This window comes from Chryseobacterium joostei (genome assembly GCF_003815775.1).
GTDB classification, from domain to species: Bacteria; Bacteroidota; Bacteroidia; order Flavobacteriales; family Weeksellaceae; genus Chryseobacterium; species Chryseobacterium joostei.
The window spans coordinates 3,664,410-3,682,451 of the sequence record NZ_CP033926.1; the positions used below are offsets into that span (position 1 = coordinate 3,664,410).

At 36.1% G+C, this 18,042-nt stretch carries 24 protein-coding genes; 17 read left to right on the forward strand and 7 right to left on the reverse strand.

Annotated features, from left to right (window positions below):
* Nucleotides 1-9: 9 nt before the first annotated feature.
* The 7 genes from EG359_RS16640 to EG359_RS16670 form a co-directional block, all read right to left on the reverse strand.
* Nucleotides 10-2,742: a hypothetical protein gene (locus tag EG359_RS16640; RefSeq protein WP_076353254.1), complete on the reverse strand. Its 2,733-nt coding sequence runs from the start codon at nt 2,740-2,742 to the stop codon at nt 10-12.
* Nucleotides 2,743-2,853: 111 nt separating this feature from the next.
* Nucleotides 2,854-3,825 carry a hypothetical protein gene (locus EG359_RS16645; RefSeq protein ID WP_084180370.1) on the reverse strand — a complete coding sequence of 324 codons (972 nt, stop codon included), beginning with the start codon at nt 3,823-3,825 and terminating at the stop codon, nt 2,854-2,856.
* Nucleotides 3,826-3,877: 52 nt separating this feature from the next.
* Entirely contained in the window at nt 3,878-4,297 is a 420-nt protein-coding gene (locus EG359_RS16650; RefSeq protein ID WP_076353255.1) for a hypothetical protein, read from the reverse strand.
* Nucleotides 4,298-4,423: 126 nt separating this feature from the next.
* Nucleotides 4,424-5,230: a hypothetical protein gene (locus tag EG359_RS16655; RefSeq protein ID WP_084180371.1), complete on the reverse strand. Its 807-nt coding sequence runs from the start codon at nt 5,228-5,230 to the stop codon at nt 4,424-4,426.
* Nucleotides 5,231-5,242: 12 nt separating this feature from the next.
* A complete protein-coding gene (locus tag EG359_RS16660) occupies nt 5,243-5,974 on the reverse strand; it encodes an MIP/aquaporin family protein (RefSeq protein WP_076353256.1) in 732 nt (243 codons plus the stop codon).
* A 24-nt stretch (nt 5,975-5,998) separates the two neighbouring features.
* A complete protein-coding gene (glpK, locus tag EG359_RS16665) occupies nt 5,999-7,495 on the reverse strand; it encodes a glycerol kinase GlpK (protein ID WP_076353257.1) in 1,497 nt (498 codons plus the stop codon).
* 7 nt (nt 7,496-7,502) lie between these two features.
* Complete coding sequence (locus tag EG359_RS16670) at nt 7,503-9,101, reverse strand: glycerol-3-phosphate dehydrogenase/oxidase (RefSeq protein ID WP_076353258.1); 1,599 nt, start codon at nt 9,099-9,101, stop codon at nt 7,503-7,505.
* Nucleotides 9,102-9,217: 116 nt separating this feature from the next.
* On the opposite strand from EG359_RS16670, the gene EG359_RS16675 reads away from it, so the two are divergent.
* The 17 genes from EG359_RS16675 to rpsN all read left to right on the forward strand — a co-directional run bounded on the left by EG359_RS16675 (nt 9,218) and on the right by rpsN (nt 17,998).
* Complete coding sequence (locus tag EG359_RS16675) at nt 9,218-9,979, forward strand: DeoR/GlpR family DNA-binding transcription regulator (RefSeq protein WP_076353459.1); 762 nt, start codon at nt 9,218-9,220, stop codon at nt 9,977-9,979.
* Nucleotides 9,980-10,140: 161 nt separating this feature from the next.
* Nucleotides 10,141-10,383 (forward strand): hypothetical protein, encoded by a 243-nt coding sequence (locus EG359_RS16680; RefSeq protein WP_076353259.1) that lies wholly within the window; start codon nt 10,141-10,143, stop codon nt 10,381-10,383.
* Between the two features lie 73 nt (nt 10,384-10,456).
* The gene (locus tag EG359_RS16685) at nt 10,457-11,284 is read left to right on the forward strand and encodes a GLPGLI family protein (RefSeq protein ID WP_076353260.1); all 828 of its coding nucleotides are present in this window, start codon (nt 10,457-10,459) and stop codon (nt 11,282-11,284) included.
* A 347-nt stretch (nt 11,285-11,631) separates the two neighbouring features.
* Nucleotides 11,632-12,255 (forward strand): 50S ribosomal protein L3, encoded by a 624-nt coding sequence (gene rplC / locus EG359_RS16690; RefSeq protein ID WP_076353261.1) that lies wholly within the window; start codon nt 11,632-11,634, stop codon nt 12,253-12,255.
* Nucleotides 12,246-12,875, forward strand: a complete 630-nt coding sequence (gene rplD / locus EG359_RS16695; RefSeq protein WP_045491156.1) for a 50S ribosomal protein L4 — start codon at nt 12,246-12,248, stop codon at nt 12,873-12,875. Before rplC ends, rplD begins: the two co-directional genes overlap by 10 nt.
* Before the next feature lie 3 nt (nt 12,876-12,878).
* A complete protein-coding gene (gene rplW / locus EG359_RS16700; protein WP_047380577.1) occupies nt 12,879-13,169 on the forward strand; it encodes a 50S ribosomal protein L23 in 291 nt (96 codons plus the stop codon).
* Nucleotides 13,170-13,191: 22 nt separating this feature from the next.
* The gene (rplB, locus tag EG359_RS16705) at nt 13,192-14,013 is read left to right on the forward strand and encodes a 50S ribosomal protein L2 (protein WP_076353262.1); all 822 of its coding nucleotides are present in this window, start codon (nt 13,192-13,194) and stop codon (nt 14,011-14,013) included.
* A gap of 2 nt (nt 14,014-14,015) precedes the next feature.
* A complete protein-coding gene (gene rpsS, locus EG359_RS16710) occupies nt 14,016-14,294 on the forward strand; it encodes a 30S ribosomal protein S19 (protein ID WP_034702850.1) in 279 nt (92 codons plus the stop codon).
* 2 nt (nt 14,295-14,296) lie between these two features.
* Complete coding sequence (rplV, locus tag EG359_RS16715; RefSeq protein ID WP_034694674.1) at nt 14,297-14,695, forward strand: 50S ribosomal protein L22; 399 nt, start codon at nt 14,297-14,299, stop codon at nt 14,693-14,695.
* Between the two features lie 7 nt (nt 14,696-14,702).
* Nucleotides 14,703-15,452 (forward strand): 30S ribosomal protein S3, encoded by a 750-nt coding sequence (rpsC, locus tag EG359_RS16720; RefSeq protein WP_076353263.1) that lies wholly within the window; start codon nt 14,703-14,705, stop codon nt 15,450-15,452.
* 98 nt (nt 15,453-15,550) lie between these two features.
* Complete coding sequence (rplP, locus tag EG359_RS16725) at nt 15,551-15,976, forward strand: 50S ribosomal protein L16 (protein WP_076353264.1); 426 nt, start codon at nt 15,551-15,553, stop codon at nt 15,974-15,976.
* A 12-nt stretch (nt 15,977-15,988) separates the two neighbouring features.
* Nucleotides 15,989-16,174, forward strand: a complete 186-nt coding sequence (gene rpmC / locus EG359_RS16730) for a 50S ribosomal protein L29 (RefSeq protein ID WP_027371716.1) — start codon at nt 15,989-15,991, stop codon at nt 16,172-16,174.
* Nucleotides 16,175-16,186: 12 nt separating this feature from the next.
* On the forward strand, nt 16,187-16,441 hold the full coding sequence (rpsQ, locus tag EG359_RS16735; protein ID WP_027387210.1) for a 30S ribosomal protein S17: 255 nt from the start codon (nt 16,187-16,189) through the stop codon (nt 16,439-16,441).
* A 2-nt stretch (nt 16,442-16,443) separates the two neighbouring features.
* Complete coding sequence (gene rplN / locus EG359_RS16740; RefSeq protein WP_002983226.1) at nt 16,444-16,812, forward strand: 50S ribosomal protein L14; 369 nt, start codon at nt 16,444-16,446, stop codon at nt 16,810-16,812.
* Nucleotides 16,813-16,833: 21 nt separating this feature from the next.
* Nucleotides 16,834-17,160 (forward strand): 50S ribosomal protein L24, encoded by a 327-nt coding sequence (gene rplX, locus EG359_RS16745; protein WP_076353265.1) that lies wholly within the window; start codon nt 16,834-16,836, stop codon nt 17,158-17,160.
* A 13-nt stretch (nt 17,161-17,173) separates the two neighbouring features.
* Nucleotides 17,174-17,725: a 50S ribosomal protein L5 gene (gene rplE, locus EG359_RS16750; protein WP_076353266.1), complete on the forward strand. Its 552-nt coding sequence runs from the start codon at nt 17,174-17,176 to the stop codon at nt 17,723-17,725.
* A 3-nt stretch (nt 17,726-17,728) separates the two neighbouring features.
* A complete protein-coding gene (gene rpsN, locus EG359_RS16755) occupies nt 17,729-17,998 on the forward strand; it encodes a 30S ribosomal protein S14 (protein WP_076353267.1) in 270 nt (89 codons plus the stop codon).
* Nucleotides 17,999-18,042: the final 44 nt, after the last annotated feature.

Genomic DNA, 18,042 nt, shown 5'->3' on the forward strand with positions numbered 1-18,042 from the left:
TTCTTTACATTATCTTTTCATAAAGTAGCTAAAATAACTACAGCTTCCCATAAGGTTTTTAGCTGCTTCAGTATCAGAATACTGAGTTTTTAACTGTGCAAAGTAAGTTCTGTATTTCTGATTTTTAAGATTATCCATTTCTTTCTGGCGAGCATCTTCTTTTTCAGACCACTTTGGATCAGAGTAATCGAAATCTTTCTGTGCTTTTGCTTCGTACTGATAGTATTTACCCTGCTCAGCACTTGCCATTTGGAAAAGTATTCTTGCTTTTTCCTCCTTATTGTTTGAAAGCTTAAGTGCCTTTTGATAATAATTGATAGCCAAATCAAAGTTATCCGGTTCAATATAAGAAGTATCAAGGAAGTTTTTGTAATAATACTTGTACGGGTTACTGTTATTCGTATTCCAGAAGTAGTATTTTCCGCCGTTGCTGTTGTCAATATCCATTACAAACAGTTGTCGGTAATATCCTAAAATAGAAGTGTTATACAATAGGTTTCCGATAAGCTGATTAGCTTTTGCTGCTTTTTCATCATTTCCGGTTCCTATTTTCTTAAGCTGGATAAGGACATCGGTAAGTTCAAGCTTATTCATAGTATTTTTAATGAAAGGGAAGTCTGCATAATTTTCAGCTTTCATACTTTCAGCATCCGGACTTTGGAAGCTTTCCCATACATTATGCCCGAAAACCAGATTGGAAATATTATTAAAACCATTATACTCGGTAGGGGTATATTGTTTCTGAGTAATAGTTTGTCCGTTGTTTTCCGTCCAGTCATAATTTACTCTTGGTATTCCTGCAAATTTCTGAGCTTTTTCATAGTACGATTTAGCCTTGTCGAAGTCTGCAAGTCTCATAGCCCTGTCACCATAAATAGTATTAAAGAAAGCGTCAATGTTTCCTACACTGTCCATGTTCTTGGCGATGATCTGCTGTTCAAACTGTGACTTATTAGGTTTTCTGTAAAATTCTTCAACACTCTTTACCAGATTAGAATTCGGATTGTATTGAAGATCAGAAAGTTTGTTGTTCATCAGGAAAGATTTTCCGTCCTCACCCTGAAGGAAATAGCGGTTGGCCATCACATCCTTAAGGAAGTCTGCAGTAGACGGAACATCTCCATAATAGTCATAATCATTAACATTGGCGGTGTCCTTTTTTACTTCTTTTTCCACAAAATATTCAGCATAATCTTTCATTAAATGATCTTCATAGGCTGCATCTACTTTAGGCTGGGAAACAATATCATTAAGAACTTTCATTCTTTTAATTTCCTCCAGATATTCAGGATTGGTAGTTTTGATGTCGTTAAGAATCTCAGTACTTTCCTTATAGTCTTTCTTTAAAAACTTAAGGTATGCATCTGCAATCTGCCAATATTCATCTTTTGATTTTTCCTTGGTTTTTGCGGTGAATTTTTCCAGATCATCCAGATAGTCTTTGGTCGTTTGGTCATAACCTTCATATCCGGTTGTATAAAAAGGAATTCTATTTGGATTATTTAGTAATTCATCATCACTTTGATCAGCTTTCTTTCCATCACCTGTTTTATCAGAAGATGATCCTCCAAAAAGATTTTTAAAGAATCGAACAATCTTCTGCCAGAAAGAAATTTTTTCTTCTTTTACTTCTGTTGTAGCTTTATCTGCAGGAGTATCTTTTGAGGTTTTGGTTTCAGTATTTCCTGTGTGTACAGATACCTTCCCCAAAGAGGATGACGTATAGTAATAAGTAGGAAGATAACTTCTCTCCAGTTCATTAATGCTTCTTACGGCCATTACTTTCAGAATCTCAGAATCAGGATTGATGTCAAACATCTTTTCCATGATAGGAATCGGATTATTGAAGTCTTCATATCCTAAAAGGAAATAAGCCATGTTCTTTTCCTCATTCGTATTTGCTCTCTTCATGATATTACTGAAAGAGGCTGTATCCGAAAGCTTCATAGAAATAAATGCAGATTCCTTACGATCCTTACTGTTCATGAATACCTGGAAGAAATTCCAGTTAGCATCACCGTTCATTTCCAATCCCCTTTGAGCTCCCGCTAGCTGGTCCAGTGCCATAAAGTAAACCGTACCTTTTAGCTTAATGGGTTCTATATAGGTTTTGAAAGCTTGTACCGCAGAATCATAGTTTCTTGTATAATGATTCAAACGTACAAGCTGGTATCCGTAACGTTGCTTGATCTCAGGATTTCTGGCAGCATTGTACAAAGATGTAAGAGCGGCGATTGTTTTATTGTAATCAAGAGAAGTTGCATCTTTCTTGCTTTCATTTCTGCTATAAGAATAGAAAGAGTTTTCGGTTTCAACATAATTGATGCTCATGTAAGGCTCCAAGTACTTGGCTTCAATTAGATAATCAATCCCCTCTTTATATTTCTGATAAAAACCGGTTCCCAGTTTTTGTAAAAGGGGTTGGGTTGGGGTGCCGTTCTTTAAAGCATTCAGATCATTCATGCTTAATTTATATACAAGATTTTGAGTCTCCGCATAAGTAAGCTGATTGTTGAAGAATTTTTTCCATGCTTCAACATTGTCATCAGGAATCAGAGACGGGTTGTATCCGCCAAAGAATCTGCTGGAGTAGGTATGCAGAAAAGGCAGGTAAGATTTATCCTTGATAATACTTTGTGTAAAAAGATTGAAGTATTCATAATCAGGATCCGACCATGCACAGGCATCAGAATTCGTGTAGAAAAGAGATACAACCGCAAGTGAAAGAATGTATTTTTTCATAGGGTGTGTAGTGTTTTTATAATTTTATATAGTTGTTTGTAGTGTTGGTGCGGGCAGAAAATAATTTAGCTTAATGAGGCTTTTTATGATCTGCCTTAATCTGTAAAAGATTTAAAATTTTCGATCTAATACAAATTTACTATCTAATTGATAATAAATAATATTAAAATGTGGGATTTTTTTCTCAAGGAAATTCGTGACATCTTCCAGTTGTTCCTTGGAAATTTCTTCCACCTTTATTTTAAAACCTTTATTAAGATAGTTTCCGAAGTAGAAGCCGTCTTTCATTATTTCAACTTCATGATCAGAGATTTTCTTAAAATTAGGGTTTTCAAGATCCTTTTTAGATAAGGCATTGATCAGTCTGTGCTTGTCAAGATGATTGGTAACAATCCCCCATGAATAAATAGGCAGTGCTACCTCAATTTTTTTGATGGGATAATCTTCCATTTTTGAAAGATAACTTTTTAGAATATGTACATCCAGAATTGAGTTTTTATCGGACTTTTCCAATGGTGAGGAAGTCGAGTAGCACATCAGGTACACTTTTTCTACCGGCGGAATTCCGGTTTGCTTTTTATCCTTAACCTGATGAAGGCGTAACGTACAAGTGATTTCTTTTCCGGATACCTTTTTAAGTTCTTTTAAAAATTTAAAATAATCATCCCTTGTTCCCGCGGTCCAGTCACAGTCAATCTGAATTTCATTATTGATTTTCAAATGATATTCTTGAGACTTCTTTTGAACTAATTGATGAATACTTTCTGCGAGAAATTTAATTTCCTCCGAAGAAATACCCAGCAAAGTCTGATTGGTGATGAAAACTGTCGGTACAATCTGTTTATTGGATTCAAAACTCTTGTCTTTTGTAATGACAGCAACGGGCTGAAACTTCCCTCCAACTTTGTCAACATCAAAAAAGCGTGTATATAAATAGGGGACAGAAGCCTGATCCAGTGTTTTTTTCTCCTCCTGATCCAATTTCAAATTGGTCTTCCAGTAATAAAACGTGTAAGGATGATTTTCTTTCTTGCTGCATGAAGCCATCAGAAAGAATAGCAGTAAAATTCTTAAAATTTTCATTGATATAAAATACTCTTGCAATCACAATATGGTTTGGCCGAGTGTCAGATTGTTATTGATACAGCTCACTTTCACAGGTGCAGGTTTCTTTGTCTATGCTTTCGCTGGAGGAACAACAACCCTCAAGGTTTTGAATGTTTCCTTTTTCATCTGTAAGATAAATTTTGTTTTTATCAAGCTTTACAAAAAAGGTTTCGTCAAACTTTTTAAATACAACTTTCATTACCTTGTTGGGAACGTATTTGCCTGCATTTATTTCCTCTTTGGTTTCCTTTCCGTTGGCCTGATTCACCTGGACGTATCCAAAATGTACATCGCCATTTTTTTTCATATCCACATAATAATGAGGAGTGCCGGTACCACTATATCCTTTTAGAATATCAAAACTTCTGTGTCCGGTAAATGGGGTCTTTGTCTGTGCTAAAGCGAACATACTGATGCACAAGATGGCTAAACTGAAAATCTTTTTCATAGTTTTTTTTCAAAATTAGGAATATTTACCAAACCGGGAAGCCGTAAAAACCCTGATATTGACTTTTATTGATAACAAAAACCGCCCCAAAAGGAGCGGTATTTATATAATTTAGTTAAAGCTAGATTAAAAAACTGTTGCGGCAAGTTGAATTCTCGCATACTTATTAGACGGGTTCCACATCGCCATCATAGAAACGGGAAGACTATAATGATCTGTGATCTTTAATACTTTTCCTGCTTTTACTCCTACATTAACAATGTCAAAATTGTTTTTTCCATTTCCGTACAAGAAGGTGTTTCCATTGAGTGAAAATCCGGCTCCTACAAAAGCATCCAGATTCACTTTCTGTCCGCTTATTACAGGGTAACTTGCCTGAATGTAGGTGGAATATCTGTTCTTTTTATAGCTTCCGTCAGCTTCCAGAATAACTTCTCCTGCATTGGCGCCTCCATAAAGCATAATATCTGCCTCAATATTAATCGGGAATAACGGTCCGAATGTATAATTGGTTCTTAAATCGATGATATGAGCTGTTCTCCTTTGTGAATAACTAAAGATGTCATCGGCAGCAACGGCTGTATTGATGTTTCTTGAGTTGTAAAGATCCCATAATCCAATATAAAAACGTCCGTTAGAATATTGAACATAGTAATTGATCTCTTTGTAATGGGTGTTGTCTTTGTCATCTGCCAGTGCAGAAGCTCCCCAAATACCCACTTTCCATTTCTTTTCCGCATCCACAGCGTACGAAAGATTACCCATTACAACCGGTTTGTCTGTAATAATCAAACCTCTCCATAAATGGTTGTTTTGAATATTGGCTGTAAAATCCAGTCTGCTTTCTTTCGTTTCCTTAGGATCACTGCTTTCCTGAGAAAATAATTTTCCTGTACCTAGAAGTAGGAGGAAGATTCCTTTTAGTATTTTCATCACTTATACTTTTTATTTTAAAATCATCAATAGTAAAGCGGCAATTACAGCACCTATAATAGGGCCTATTACAGGAATCCATGCATAGCTCCAGTCACTGCTTCCTTTTATCGGAAGAATGGCGTGCATAATTCTTGGGGCAAGATCTCTGGCTGGGTTGATGGCATATCCTGTAGTTCCTCCTAAGGAAAGTCCTATCACCCAAACAAGAAATGTAACGGGAATAGCTCCTACAGTACCAAGTCCAACTTTTGCATTAGGATCCGCTTGTAAAGCTATACTCGGATCTGAGAAGTGGAAAATCACAAATACCAGTACAAATGTTCCGATAATTTCACTGATAAGATTGGATGAAACCTTTCTGATAGCAGGGCCTGTACTGAAACAAGCCAGCTTTGCTCCCTCATCCTCCGTAATGGCAAAATGATCTTTATGGAATAACCATACCAGAAATGCACCCAGCATTCCGCCAATCATTTGAGCAGCGATGTAAGAAGGTACTAAATCCCAGGAGAACTTTCCTGCAGCAGCAAGGCCAATGGTTACCGCTGGATTTAAATGAGCTCCACTTACAGGGCCTGCAACGGTTACCCCGACAAAAACGGCTAACGCCCAAGCAGTGGTAATAACAATCCATCCGGAATTATTTCCTTTGGTATCTTTCAAGACAACATTGGCTACAACACCGTTGCCTAACAATATAAGAAGCATCGTTCCGATCACTTCTGCGATAAATGGAGTCATATATGAGTTTTTAAGGTCAGTGAGTTAATCTTCTATCCAGCTTTGAGCACGAGATACCGCTTTAGTCCAAAAGTGAATCATGGTATCTACTTTTTCCTTTTCCAATTGAGGGTGGAAATCTTTATCTACAATCCATTGTTCCTGAATTTCATCAATGTTTTTCCAGAATCCTACAGCAAGACCTGCAAGGTATGCGGCTCCTAAAGCTGTTGTTTCCAGAGTTTTTGGTCTGGTAATTTTAAATCCGAAAAGATCAGATTGTATCTGCATCAATAGGTTGCTTGCTGAAGCTCCGCCATCTACTCTTAGTTCAAGGCTTGCTCTTCCGGAATCAGCTTCCATAGATTTTACAATATCATATACCTGAAATGCAATTCCTTCAAGGGTAGCTCTTGCGATATGGCCATCAGTAGTTCCACGGGTAATTCCGACAATAGTTCCACGTGCATACTGATCCCAATGAGGAGCACCTAAGCCTGTAAGGGCAGGGACGAAGTAAACTCCACCATTGTCTTCAACAGAAGCAGCAAGATCATTTACTTCCTCAGAAGAATGAATAAGCTTAAGCCCGTCTCTCAGCCATTGAATAGCTGCTCCTCCTACAAATACACTTCCTTCCAGAGCATAGTTGACTTCTCCATTGATTTTCCATGCAACGGTTGTCAAAAGGTTGTTCTTTGAGGCAACGGCTTCTTTTCCGGTGTTCATTAATAAGAAGCATCCTGTTCCGTATGTATTTTTTACCATTCCGGGAGAAGTACACATTTGTCCAAACAAGGCTGCCTGCTGGTCACCTGCAATACCCGCAATCGGAATTTTTGTAGAAAATAGAGTAGTAGCTGTTTCTCCGTATACCTCACTACTTTGTTTTACCTCAGGAAGAATGGCTCTAGGAATATTGAATAGCTCCAATAAATCATTGTCCCATTCCAAAGTATGAATATTCAGAAGCATTGTTCTGCTGGCATTGGAAACATCAGTGATGAACATTTTCCCGCGGGTTAGCTTCCATACAAGCCATGTATCAACAGTTCCAAAACATAATTTTCCGGCTTCAGCCTTTTCTCTGGCACCATCTACATTATCAAGGATCCATTTCAGCTTAGTTGCCGAGAAGTAAGCATCAAGAATAAGTCCCGTTTTTTCTTTTATAATTTCTGCATGCCCCTGTTCTTTGAGTTCATCGCAGTATTTTGAAGTTCTTCGATCTTGCCAAACAATGGCATTATAAATAGGTTCGCCGGATTCTTTATCCCAAACAATAGTTGTTTCACGTTGGTTGGTAATACCAATTGCAGCTACTTCCAATCCGGAAATACCAGCCTTGGCAATACTTTCTGCAGCTACAGAAATTTGTGAAGACCAGATTTCGTTCGGGTCATGTTCTACCCAGCCCGGAGTAGGAAATATTTGTCTGAAATCTTTTTGAGATACGTATTTTATTTCTCCGCTGTGATTGAATAGAATCGCTCTGGAGGAAGTAGTTCCCTGATCTAAAGCGAGTATTAATTTTTCATTCATATTATGATTAATTAAGGTTGATAACTTTAGGTGAATAAGGTGTTAATAAATATCCTTTTGCTAGTTCGATGAATTCGTTTTCCTGCTGCGTTGCCCAGTCTTCAGAATATCCTTTTTCTTCTGCAATAATTCTTGCAACGTTATGTGCGCTGTCTATAGCTGCTCTGGCATCAAGGAATAGTAAACGTGCTCTTCTTGCTAAAACGTCTTCAATAGTTTCTGCCATTTCATTTCTTACGGCCCATACTACCTCCGCAACTGTGAAAGGATGATCAGGGTGTATTTTTTGTAAAAAACGTGGGTTGCTTTCCTGTAAGGCTTTTATAGCAGGAATGTCAGATCCGTATACGTACAAATGATTGCTTCTGTCTACCTGTTCAGGTTTTACATTTCCATGGATGGACATATGTTCTGTTTTAGAGATGGTATTGCACAGTTTATGTACCTGTATTGCTTTGTCAATAGTATCTTCTGCCATTTTACGGTAAGTAGTCCACTTTCCTCCAATGATGGAAATTAATCCGGTTTCAGATGCAATGACTTTGTGGCTTCGGGAAACCTCTTTCGTACTTTTGCTACCATCCTTAGGAGCAGCAAGAGGACGAAGTCCGGCAAAGACGGATTTTACATCTTCACGGGTCGGTTTTTTAGACAAATATTGTCTTGCTGTATTTAATACAAAGTTGATCTCTTCTTCTAAGGCACGCGGCTCAAAGCTTTCATCCTTTAGAAGCGTATCAGTAGTTCCTACCAAAGCTCTGTCATGCCAAGGCACAACAAATAAAACCCTTCCATCTGATGTTTTTGGAATCATGATGGCGTCATCACTTTTCAGGAAAGATTTATCCAACACTAGGTGAATTCCCTGGCTTGGTACCACAAGTTTACCATGCTTAGGATTGTTCATGTTAAGAATGTCATTCGTGAACACACCTGTAGCATTAATGACAACTTTTGCGTGAATCTGATATTGCTGTTTTGAGAATTGATCCTCTGCAACCACACCGATAATTTTGTCAGCATCGTTTTTTAGAAGATTGACAACCTTTACATAGTTCACTGCACTTCCGCCTTTCTCTATAATAGTTTGGGTTAAATTAACTGCAAGTCTGGCGTCGTCAAACTGTCCGTCCTGGTAAACAACACCACTTACTAAATGGTTTTGTTCAATAGTTGGTAGCTTTTCAACAGTTTTAGACTTACCGATATATTTCGTTTTACCCAAGCTTAATTTTCCTGCAAGGAAATCATAAACAGAAAGACCTATCTTATAATAGATTCCTCCCCACCAGGTATAATTTGGAATAATGAAAGATTGGTTTTTTACAATATGTGCTGCATTTTTCGCCAATAGACCTCTTTCTTTTAAGGCTTCTTTCACTAATCTGACATCTCCCTGTGCTAAATATCTTACTCCACCATGTACCAACTTGGTGCTTCTGCTAGATGTTGCTTTCGCAAAATCATGAGATTCAAGCAATAAGGTTTTGAATCCTCTGCTTACTGCATCTAATGCTGAGCCTAAACCACTGGCTCCCCCTCCGATGACAATAAAGTCCCATTCTTTTACATTGGTTAATTTACTAAGTTCTTCGTTTCGTTTCATAAATGTTTCGTTTATGTTTCGTTTTCAAATATATAAATTAAAAATGAAAGCAAAAAGAAAATAAATGAAATTTTAAGATGTGGAAAAAAAGCGGTATTTTTGATCAAACGAATAAAATGGAGAAGCTAATCCCCAGACATGATGCAATATTAAAAGAACTTGATGAAAAAGGGCATGTTCTTGTTCAGGATCTATGTGAAAAACTGAATGTATCTTCGGTTACGATCCGAAAGGATCTGAATTTTCTTGAAAGTATAGGGCTTCTTTTCAGAAATCATGGAGGTGCCAGCAAACAGCTAAGGTATGCCTATGAAAAAAATGTGGTGGAAAAAGAAAGTATTAATGTGGAAGCAAAACAAGCCATTGCAAAGGCTGCACTTTCTTTGATTCAGGAAAATGACTGTATCATATTGGCTTCCGGAACTACAATGCACTATCTTGCCAGAATGCTGGTGAATTTTGGACCACTTACGGTGCTAACTTCTTCGCTTAGGGTAGCTATTGAACTTTGCAATAATCCTAACATTAATATTATCCAATTGGGAGGCGAGGTTAGGAAAAGCTCTACCTCAATAGTAGGATCAATATCAGAAGGAATTCTTAGGCAGTTTTCCTGTAATAAACTTTTTCTGGGTGTAGACGGAATAGATGTAGAATTTGGTATTAGTACTTCCAATGCTGCAGAAGCACATTTGAATCAGGTGATGATGGAATGTGCAGATCAGACTATTATTCTGGCAGATTCATCAAAGTTAAATAAGAAAGGATTCGGTAAAATTGCATTATTGGATCAGGTAGATTATCTGATTACGGATGATGGTATTTCTGTTGAAGAACATATAAAATTGGAAGAAGTTGGAGTTAATGTTATCAAATAACCATTAATATTGGAATTGAATAATGTTTGCTGAAAATAAATATTTATATTTTATGTTAAATGTTTATTTATTTTTCATTAATTGGTGATTTTCTTTGTTGAAAATTTGGCTATTTGTCTTTTTTTTAATTACTTAGTAAAACTAAAACAAAAAATATTACCATGAAAAAATTATTCTTAATGGCAACAATTATGGTTGCTGGTTCAATGAGTGCAAACACTATTTCATCAGAAACTGAAATCTTAGAAGAAAACACAACTGTGGCTAAAGTTGAAGCTGCCGCTGCGTATGGCTGTGTACCTACAACCCTTTCTTGTGGAATCACAGGAATGGCTTGTGGAGAAACGATTGCTGATGTAATTGATATCGCTATTATAGCAGATGATATACTGTGTGGAAATTAATTAATATTAATCAATACAAACTATAAGAGAGGATTTGATATCCTCTTTTATGGTTTAATGTAGATACTTTTTTATGCAAAAACAATTTATAGCGTCAGTGCTGTTTTTCTTTTTATGCACGATGGGGAATGGGTTCTATGGCCAAAAGAATGTTGATATAGATGTAGTGAAATCTCAATATGTTTATTTATTGACCAATCAGCGCGATTCCTTGGATGTTGAAAATAAAAGCGAGGAATACTTTATATTGCAGAGAGGGAAAGAGAAGTCACAATTCATGAGTTTGAACTCTTATAAAAGAGATTCTGTTGCTGCTGGTTTGGTTAACAATAGTGTAAGGACGTCAACATTGGACTTGACAAACATTCCAAAGACCAATTTTACTTACCGAATCATTAAGGATCCTGCCAAAAACAAAATTGACTATTACGATAAAATAATCAGAATGGATTTTTCGTATGAAGAGAATCCTGGGTTTAATTGGAAGATCACCAGTGAAAAAAAGAATATTGGAACCTTAAAATGCCAGGCTGCCATTCTTAGTTATGCCGGGCGTAATTATAAAGCTTGGTTTACTAATGATATTCCTGTGTCGGATGGCCCGTATAAGTTTTATGGATTGCCGGGGTTGATTGTTGAAATGGAAGATGATAAAAAGCATTATAAGTTTGAATTATTGAGCTATAAAAATTTTGCTGATGAAAAACCGTTGTGGATTTCAGAGAAAAGGATGAATGGAAAAAAAGTTCCTAAAGCTGATTTCTATAAAGGATTAAAAAATAGTCAGGAGAACCTGGTTCAGGAAATGGCTAAAAGTGGATTTAAGCTTGACGCCGGTGCGGAAAGTTTAGTGAAAGATAAATTGAAAAAAAGAAATAATCCCATAGAATTGATTCCTTAATATATTAGGATGTCAGAAATACAAAGCTTTATGATTTCATAAAGCTTTTGCTTTTTTTTAGTATCTGGTGACATTTAATATTGCTTACTGTAAAATATTTTTTTTGATGCCTCTATTATTTCTTGATAGGTTGGGTTTGTCTTAAAAATAAATGGCAATTTTTATAAAAATGTGTAAATGGTTAAAAATCAAAATATTTTAGTCAAAATATTTGTCAGTAATAAAATTATTCGTAGATTTGCACACTCATTTTAGGAGCGTAGTATGCCTATATCAAAAGTAGAAATTACTTCAGACTTCCGAAAAATGGGGATAAATAAAGGATAAATTTTATTATAATATAAACAATGTCAGGTATTATTGGTAAAAAAATCGGTATGACTTCTTTGTTTAACGAAGACGGGAAAAACATTCCTTGTACAGTTATTCAAGCTGGTCCATGCTCGATTTTACAGGTCAGAACCTTAGAAAAAGACGGTTATACAGCTGTTCAATTAGGTTTCGATGACAAGAGTGAAAAGAACGTTGGTAAAGCGTTAGCTGGCCATTTTAAAAAGGCTGGTTCTGCTCCTAAAGCTAAATTAGTAGAATTCCATGATGGGTTCTCAGATGCGAAAGTAGGAGAAGAAGTAAAAGTTGATTTATTCATCGAAGGTGAATATGTTGACGTAACAGGAACTTCAAAAGGTAAAGGCTTCCAGGGTGTTGTTAAAAGACACGGATTTGGAGGTGTAATGCAGGCAACTCATGGTCAGCACAACAGACTTAGAGCTCCAGGTTCTATCGGTGCTGGTTCAGACCCTTCAAGAGTATTCAAAGGGATGAGAATGGCTGGAAGAATGGGAGGTGAGCAGGTAACTGTTCAAAACCTTCAAGTGTTAAAAGTTGATCAAGAACAAAATCTTTTAGTAGTAAAAGGTGCTGTTCCGGGAGCTAAAAATTCTTATGTAATTATCAGAAAATGGAACTAGTAGTATTAAATACATCAGGAAAAGAGACCGGAAGAAAAGTAACTCTAGACGAAACAGTATTCGGAATTGAGCCAAATCAGCACGCGGTTTACTTAGAAGTTAAACAGTACCTTGCTGCACAAAGACAAGGGACTCATAAAGCAAAAGAAAGAAGCGAAATTACAGCTTCTACTAAAAAGCTTAAGAAGCAAAAAGGATCAGGATCTGCTAGATATGGTGATATCAAATCTCCAACTTTCAGAGGTGGAGGTAGAGTATTTGGACCAAAACCAAGAGACTACAGATTCAAATTGAACAAAGCTCTTAAGAGATTAGCTAAGAAATCTGTTTTATCTCAGAAAATGAGAGACAACAGCATTAAAGTTTTAGAAGATTTGAGCTTTGGTGCTCCTAAGACTAAAGATTTCATCAATGTATTAAATGCATTGGAACTTAACGGTAAAAAATCTTTATTCGTTCTTCCTGAAGCTAACAAGAATGTGTATTTATCTTCAAGAAACTTACCTAAAACTAAAGTAATGAACTTCAACGAAATTAGTTCTTACGATCTAGTAAACGCAGGTGAGATTATTTTCTTCGAAGGTGCAGTTGAAAAATTCCAGGAAAATTTAAAGAAATAAGTCATGTCTATTATTATTAAACCAGTTATTTCAGAAAAGGCTAATTACCTTACAGATTTAAGAGGTTCTTATTCTTTCTTAGTTGAACCTAAGGCGAATAAAATCCAGATTAAAAAAGCTGTTGAAGCAGCTTACGGTGTAAAAGTAGCAGACGTTAACACAATGATTTATGCTCCGAAGGTTTCTTCAAAATACACTAAAAAAGGTCTTCAAGTAGGAAAGACAAACAAATTGAAAAAAGCGGTAATCAAACTTGCTGAAGGTGAGGTTATCGATATTTTTGCTGTAAATTAATTATTAATTATAAATAATAGTAATGTCTGTTAGAAAATTAAAACCTATCACCCCGGGACAGAGATTCAGAATTGTAAACAATTTTGAAGAAATTACTACCAACAAACCAGAGAAATCTCTAACAGTTGGTATTAGTAAGTCAGGTGGACGTAACCAAACTGGTAAAATGACCATGCGTTACACCGGAGGTGGACACAAAAAGAAATACAGAATTATTGACTTCAAAAGAAACAAAGCAAACGTTGAAGCAACTGTAAAAACTGTAGAGTACGATCCAAACAGAACTGCATTTATCGCTTTATTAGAGTATGCTGATGGAGAGAAGAGATATATCATCGCTCCAAACGGTATCAAGGTTGATCAGAAAGTAATTTCTGGTGAAAGCGTAGAACCAAATGTAGGGAATGCAATGAAATTGAAAAACATTCCATTAGGTACTGTTATTTCTTGTGTTGAAATGAAGCCTGGTCAAGGTGCTATTTTAGCAAGAAGTGCTGGTTCTTCAGCTCAATTAACTTCTAGAGATGGTAAATATGCAATCATCAAATTGCCTTCAGGAGAATCAAGAATGATCCTTACTGAATGTTATGCAATGATTGGATCTGTTTCTAACTCAGATCATCAGTTAACTGTATCAGGTAAGGCTGGTAGAAGCAGATGGTTAGGTAGAAGACCAAGAACAAGAGCAGTTGTAATGAACCCAGTAGATCACCCAATGGGAGGTGGTGAAGGACGTTCTTCAGGAGGTCACCCAAGATCTAGAAATGGTATGCCTGCTAAAGGTTACAAAACCAGAAAGAAAAATAAAGCGTCTAACCGTCATATCATATCTAAACGTAAATAATTATGGCAAGATCACTTAAAAAAGGACCATTCATTCATCATACTTTAGATAAGAAGGTTCAGACAAACATAGAGTCTGGTAAGAAGACAGTTATCAAAACTTGGTCTAGAGCATCAATGATCTCTCCGGACTTCGTAGGACAAACTATTGCAGTACACAACGGGAAATCTTTTATCCCTGTTTATGTTACAGAAAACATGGTTGGTCACAAGCTAGGCGAATTTTCTCCAACAAGATCTTTCAGAGGTCATGGTGGTAACAAAAACAAAGGAAGTAGATAATCATGGGATCAAGAAAAAGAGAAAGTGCATTAGCACGTAAATTGACAAACCAAGATGTAGTAAAAGCAATCCACAATGATTGCCCATCTTCTCCAAGAAAAATGAGATTAGTAGCTGATATCATTAGAGGAGAGCAAGTAGATAAAGCTTTATACATTCTAAAATATTCTAAAAAAGACGCATCTAACAAGTTAGAAAAAGTATTGCTTTCAGCAATGGCTAACTGGCAGACTAAAAACGAAGGTGCTGATATTGAAGAAGCAAACCTTATCGTTAAAGAAATTTTTGTAGACAGTGCAAGACAATTGAAGAGACTAAGACCAGCTCCACAAGGTAGAGGGTATAGAATCAGAAAAAGATCAAACCACATTACATTAATCTTAGGTAAAAAAGAAAATTAATCAAGGTATGGGACAGAAGACAAATCCAATTGGTAATAGATTAGGTATCATCAGAGGATGGGATTCTAACTGGTTTGGTGGAAACGATTATGGAGACAGAATCGCTGAAGACTACAAAATCAGAAGATACCTTGAGGCTAGATTATCTAAAGGTGGTATTTCAAAAATTTATATTGAAAGAACATTAAAATTAGTAACAGTTACAATCACTACTGCTAGACCGGGACTTATCATCGGTAAAGGAGGTCAGGAAGTTGATAAATTGAAAGAAGAATTGAAGAAACTTACAGGTAAGGATATTCAAATCAATATTTTCGAAATCAAAAGACCTGAATTAGATGCTGTACTAGTTGCTGATAGTATTTCTAAGCAAATTGAAAACAGAATCTCTTACAGAAGAGCTGTTAAAATGGCAATGGCAAGTACTATGAGAATGGGTGCTGAAGGTATCAAAGTTCAAATCTCTGGTAGATTGAACGGAGCTGAAATGGCAAGATCAGAATCTTTCAAAGACGGAAGAATTCCATTGTCAACTTTCAGAGCTGATATCGATTATCACTGGGCAGAAGCTCACACTACTTACGGTAGACTAGGTGTAAAAGTTTGGATCATGAAAGGTGAAGTTTACGGTAAAAGAGAACTTTCTCCACTAGTGGGACAACAGAAAAAAGGAGGTCAGTCAGATAGAGGAAACAGAGGTGGAGACAGAGACAACAGAAGACCTAGAAAAAACAACAACAATAACAATAATAATTAAAATTTTAGATTAGAAATTTTGAATTTTAAATTACCGTTACTTTTTTAAAATTAAAAAAAATCTAAAATCTAAAATCTAAAATCTAAAATTTAGAAATTATGTTACAACCAAAAAGAACCAAATTCCGTAGAGTTCACAAGATGAAGATGAAGGGGAATGCCCAAAGAGGTAGTCAACTTGCTTACGGAACTTTTGGGATCAAAGCTACGGAAGGAGCTTGGATCACTGCAAGACAAATTGAAGCAGCTCGTATTGCTGCTACAAGATATATGAAGAGAGAAGGTCAACTATGGATCAAAATCTTCCCAGATAAGCCAATTACTAAGAAACCAGCGGAAGTACGTATGGGTAAAGGTAAGGGTGCTGTTGAATATTGGGTGGCTGTAGTAAAACCAGGTAAAATTATGTTCGAAATCGGAGGTGTATCTTACGATATCGCTAAGGAAGCTTTAAGACTTGCTGCACAAAAATTACCAGTAGTTACTAAATTCATCGTTGCTAACGATTTTGTTAAACCTCTATAATCTTTGAATACAATGAAAAATGCTGATATTAAAAATTTAAGCGCGGGTGATATTCAAGCTCAATTAACTGAAGCAAAAGCTCAATATTCTAAATTGAAATTGGCTCATGCAATCAGCCCAATTGAAAACCCGATTCAAATCAAAGATTTGAGAAGAACAATCGCAAGACTAAACACTGAGTTAACTAACAAACAATAATTTCATTTTACAATGGATAGAAATTTAAGAAAAGAAAGAATCGGAGTGGTTTCCAGCAATAAAATGGAAAAAACTATTGTTGTTAGTGAAACTACAAGAGTAAAGCACCCGATGTACGGTAAATTCGTTTTGAAAACAAAAAAATATACTGCACACGACGAGAACAACGAATGCACAGAAGGTGATACAGTTCTTATCCAAGAAACTAGACCTATGAGCAAGAGCAAGAGATGGAGATTAGTAAGAATCATTGAAAAAGCTAAGTAATAATGTTACAAACAGAATCAAGATTAAAAGTTGCTGATAACACAGGTGCAAAAGAAGTACTAGTTATCAGAGTTCTGGGAGGAACCAGAAGAAGATATGCTTCAGTTGGTGATAAAATCGTTGTTACTATCAAGGATTCTACACCATCAGGAAACGCTAAAAAAGGTCAGGTATCTAAAGCTGTAGTAGTAAGAACTAAAAAAGCAGTAAGAAGAAAAGATGGTTCATACATCAAGTTCGACGACAATGCTTGTGTATTACTAAACGCAGCGGGAGAAATGAGAGGAACTCGTGTTTTCGGACCAGTTGCTCGTGAGTTGAGAGACAAAGAATATATGAAAATCATTTCATTAGCTCCTGAAGTACTTTAATTTTTAAAATTTTTTAAAGAAATGTCAAAGTTAAAAATAAAAAGAGGAGATAACGTAATCATTACTACTGGTAAGAAAGATATCAAAGGTAAAACTGGTGAAGTTATTGAAGTGATCAAGAAAGAAGGTAGAGACCCTAGAGTAATTGTTGCAGGACTTAACATCGTTAAAAAACACGTTAAGCCTTCAGCTTCAAATCCTCAAGGAGGAATTACTGAAAAGGAAGCTTCTATTCATATCTCAAACGTAGCTTTAGTTGGTAAAGACGGAAAAGCTATCAAAATCGGTTACAAAATCGAAGGAGATACGAAAGTAAGAATCAACAAAAAAACGGGTGAAACTTTATAATTTAAATTAACACATGGAATTTATAGCAAGACCCAAAAAAATATATAAAGAGCAAATTGTTCCTGCAATGATGGAAGAATTTGGGTACAAGTCAATCATGCAAGTACCTAGATTAGAGAAAATCGTTATTTCGCAAGGTTTAGGAGATGCTACTGCAGATAAGAAAATTATTGATTATGCTGTAGAAGAATTAACTAACATTACAGGTCAGAAAGCAGTAGGTACAATCTCTAAGAAAGATGAAGCTGCATTCAAACTTAGAAAAGGAATGCCTGTAGGAGCAAAAGTAACATTGAGAGCTCAGAGAATGTATGAGTTCTTAGACAGACTTACTTCTTCTGCTTTACCACGTATCAGAGATTTCTCTGGTATCAAAGCAGATGGTTTCGATGGTAGAGGTAACTACAACTTAGGTATTACTGAGCAAATTATCTTCCCTGAAATCGTAATTGACAAAGTGAAAAAAATCCAAGGGATGGACATCACTTTCGTTACAACTGCGAAGACAGATAAAGAAGCTAAAGCATTATTAACTCACTTCGGTTTACCATTTAAAAAGAACTAAGAAATGGCTAAAGAATCAATGAAAGCGCGTGAGCGCAAAAGAGAAGCACTTGTTGCTAAATACGCTGACAAAAGAAAAGCTTTAAAAGAAGCAGGTGATTACGAAGGACTTCAAAAATTACCTAAAAATGCTTCTCCTGTAAGATTACACAACAGATGTAAACTAACAGGTAGACCAAGAGGATACATGAGAACGTTTGGACTTTCCAGAGTAACTTTCAGAGAAATGGCAAACAACGGTCTTATCCCAGGTGTAAGAAAAGCTAGTTGGTAACAATTACAAATTAATCCGGACAATTAAGTTGTTCAGATACTAAA

Excerpts from the sequence above, each read along its gene's own strand:
- rplN (WP_002983226.1), top strand. The coding sequence starts at position 16,444 with ATGTTACAAACAGAATCAAGATTAAAAGTTGCTGATAACACAGGTGCA.
- rpsQ (WP_027387210.1), top strand. The coding sequence starts at position 16,187 with ATGGATAGAAATTTAAGAAAAGAAAGAATCGGAGTGGTTTCCAGCAAT.
- EG359_RS16660 (WP_076353256.1), bottom strand. The coding sequence starts at position 5,974 with ATGACTCCATTTATCGCAGAAGTGATCGGAACGATGCTTCTTATATTG.
- EG359_RS16680 (WP_076353259.1), top strand. The coding sequence starts at position 10,141 with ATGAAAAAATTATTCTTAATGGCAACAATTATGGTTGCTGGTTCAATG.
- rpmC (WP_027371716.1), top strand. The coding sequence starts at position 15,989 with ATGAAAAATGCTGATATTAAAAATTTAAGCGCGGGTGATATTCAAGCT.
- EG359_RS16655 (WP_084180371.1), bottom strand. The coding sequence starts at position 5,230 with ATGAAAATACTAAAAGGAATCTTCCTCCTACTTCTAGGTACAGGAAAA.
- rpsN (WP_076353267.1), top strand. The coding sequence starts at position 17,729 with ATGGCTAAAGAATCAATGAAAGCGCGTGAGCGCAAAAGAGAAGCACTT.
- rplC (WP_076353261.1), top strand. The coding sequence starts at position 11,632 with ATGTCAGGTATTATTGGTAAAAAAATCGGTATGACTTCTTTGTTTAAC.
- rpsS (WP_034702850.1), top strand. The coding sequence starts at position 14,016 with ATGGCAAGATCACTTAAAAAAGGACCATTCATTCATCATACTTTAGAT.
- EG359_RS16675 (WP_076353459.1), top strand. The coding sequence starts at position 9,218 with ATGGAGAAGCTAATCCCCAGACATGATGCAATATTAAAAGAACTTGAT.
- EG359_RS16650 (WP_076353255.1), bottom strand. The coding sequence starts at position 4,297 with ATGAAAAAGATTTTCAGTTTAGCCATCTTGTGCATCAGTATGTTCGCT.
- rplB (WP_076353262.1), top strand. The coding sequence starts at position 13,192 with ATGTCTGTTAGAAAATTAAAACCTATCACCCCGGGACAGAGATTCAGA.
- EG359_RS16685 (WP_076353260.1), top strand. The coding sequence starts at position 10,457 with ATGCAAAAACAATTTATAGCGTCAGTGCTGTTTTTCTTTTTATGCACG.
- rplE (WP_076353266.1), top strand. The coding sequence starts at position 17,174 with ATGGAATTTATAGCAAGACCCAAAAAAATATATAAAGAGCAAATTGTT.
- EG359_RS16640 (WP_076353254.1), bottom strand. The coding sequence starts at position 2,742 with ATGAAAAAATACATTCTTTCACTTGCGGTTGTATCTCTTTTCTACACG.
- rplP (WP_076353264.1), top strand. The coding sequence starts at position 15,551 with ATGTTACAACCAAAAAGAACCAAATTCCGTAGAGTTCACAAGATGAAG.
- rpsC (WP_076353263.1), top strand. The coding sequence starts at position 14,703 with ATGGGACAGAAGACAAATCCAATTGGTAATAGATTAGGTATCATCAGA.
- EG359_RS16645 (WP_084180370.1), bottom strand. The coding sequence starts at position 3,825 with ATGAAAATTTTAAGAATTTTACTGCTATTCTTTCTGATGGCTTCATGC.
- rplD (WP_045491156.1), top strand. The coding sequence starts at position 12,246 with ATGGAACTAGTAGTATTAAATACATCAGGAAAAGAGACCGGAAGAAAA.
- rplX (WP_076353265.1), top strand. The coding sequence starts at position 16,834 with ATGTCAAAGTTAAAAATAAAAAGAGGAGATAACGTAATCATTACTACT.
- rplV (WP_034694674.1), top strand. The coding sequence starts at position 14,297 with ATGGGATCAAGAAAAAGAGAAAGTGCATTAGCACGTAAATTGACAAAC.
- rplW (WP_047380577.1), top strand. The coding sequence starts at position 12,879 with ATGTCTATTATTATTAAACCAGTTATTTCAGAAAAGGCTAATTACCTT.
- EG359_RS16670 (WP_076353258.1), bottom strand. The coding sequence starts at position 9,101 with ATGAAACGAAACGAAGAACTTAGTAAATTAACCAATGTAAAAGAATGG.
- glpK (WP_076353257.1), bottom strand. The coding sequence starts at position 7,495 with ATGAATGAAAAATTAATACTCGCTTTAGATCAGGGAACTACTTCCTCC.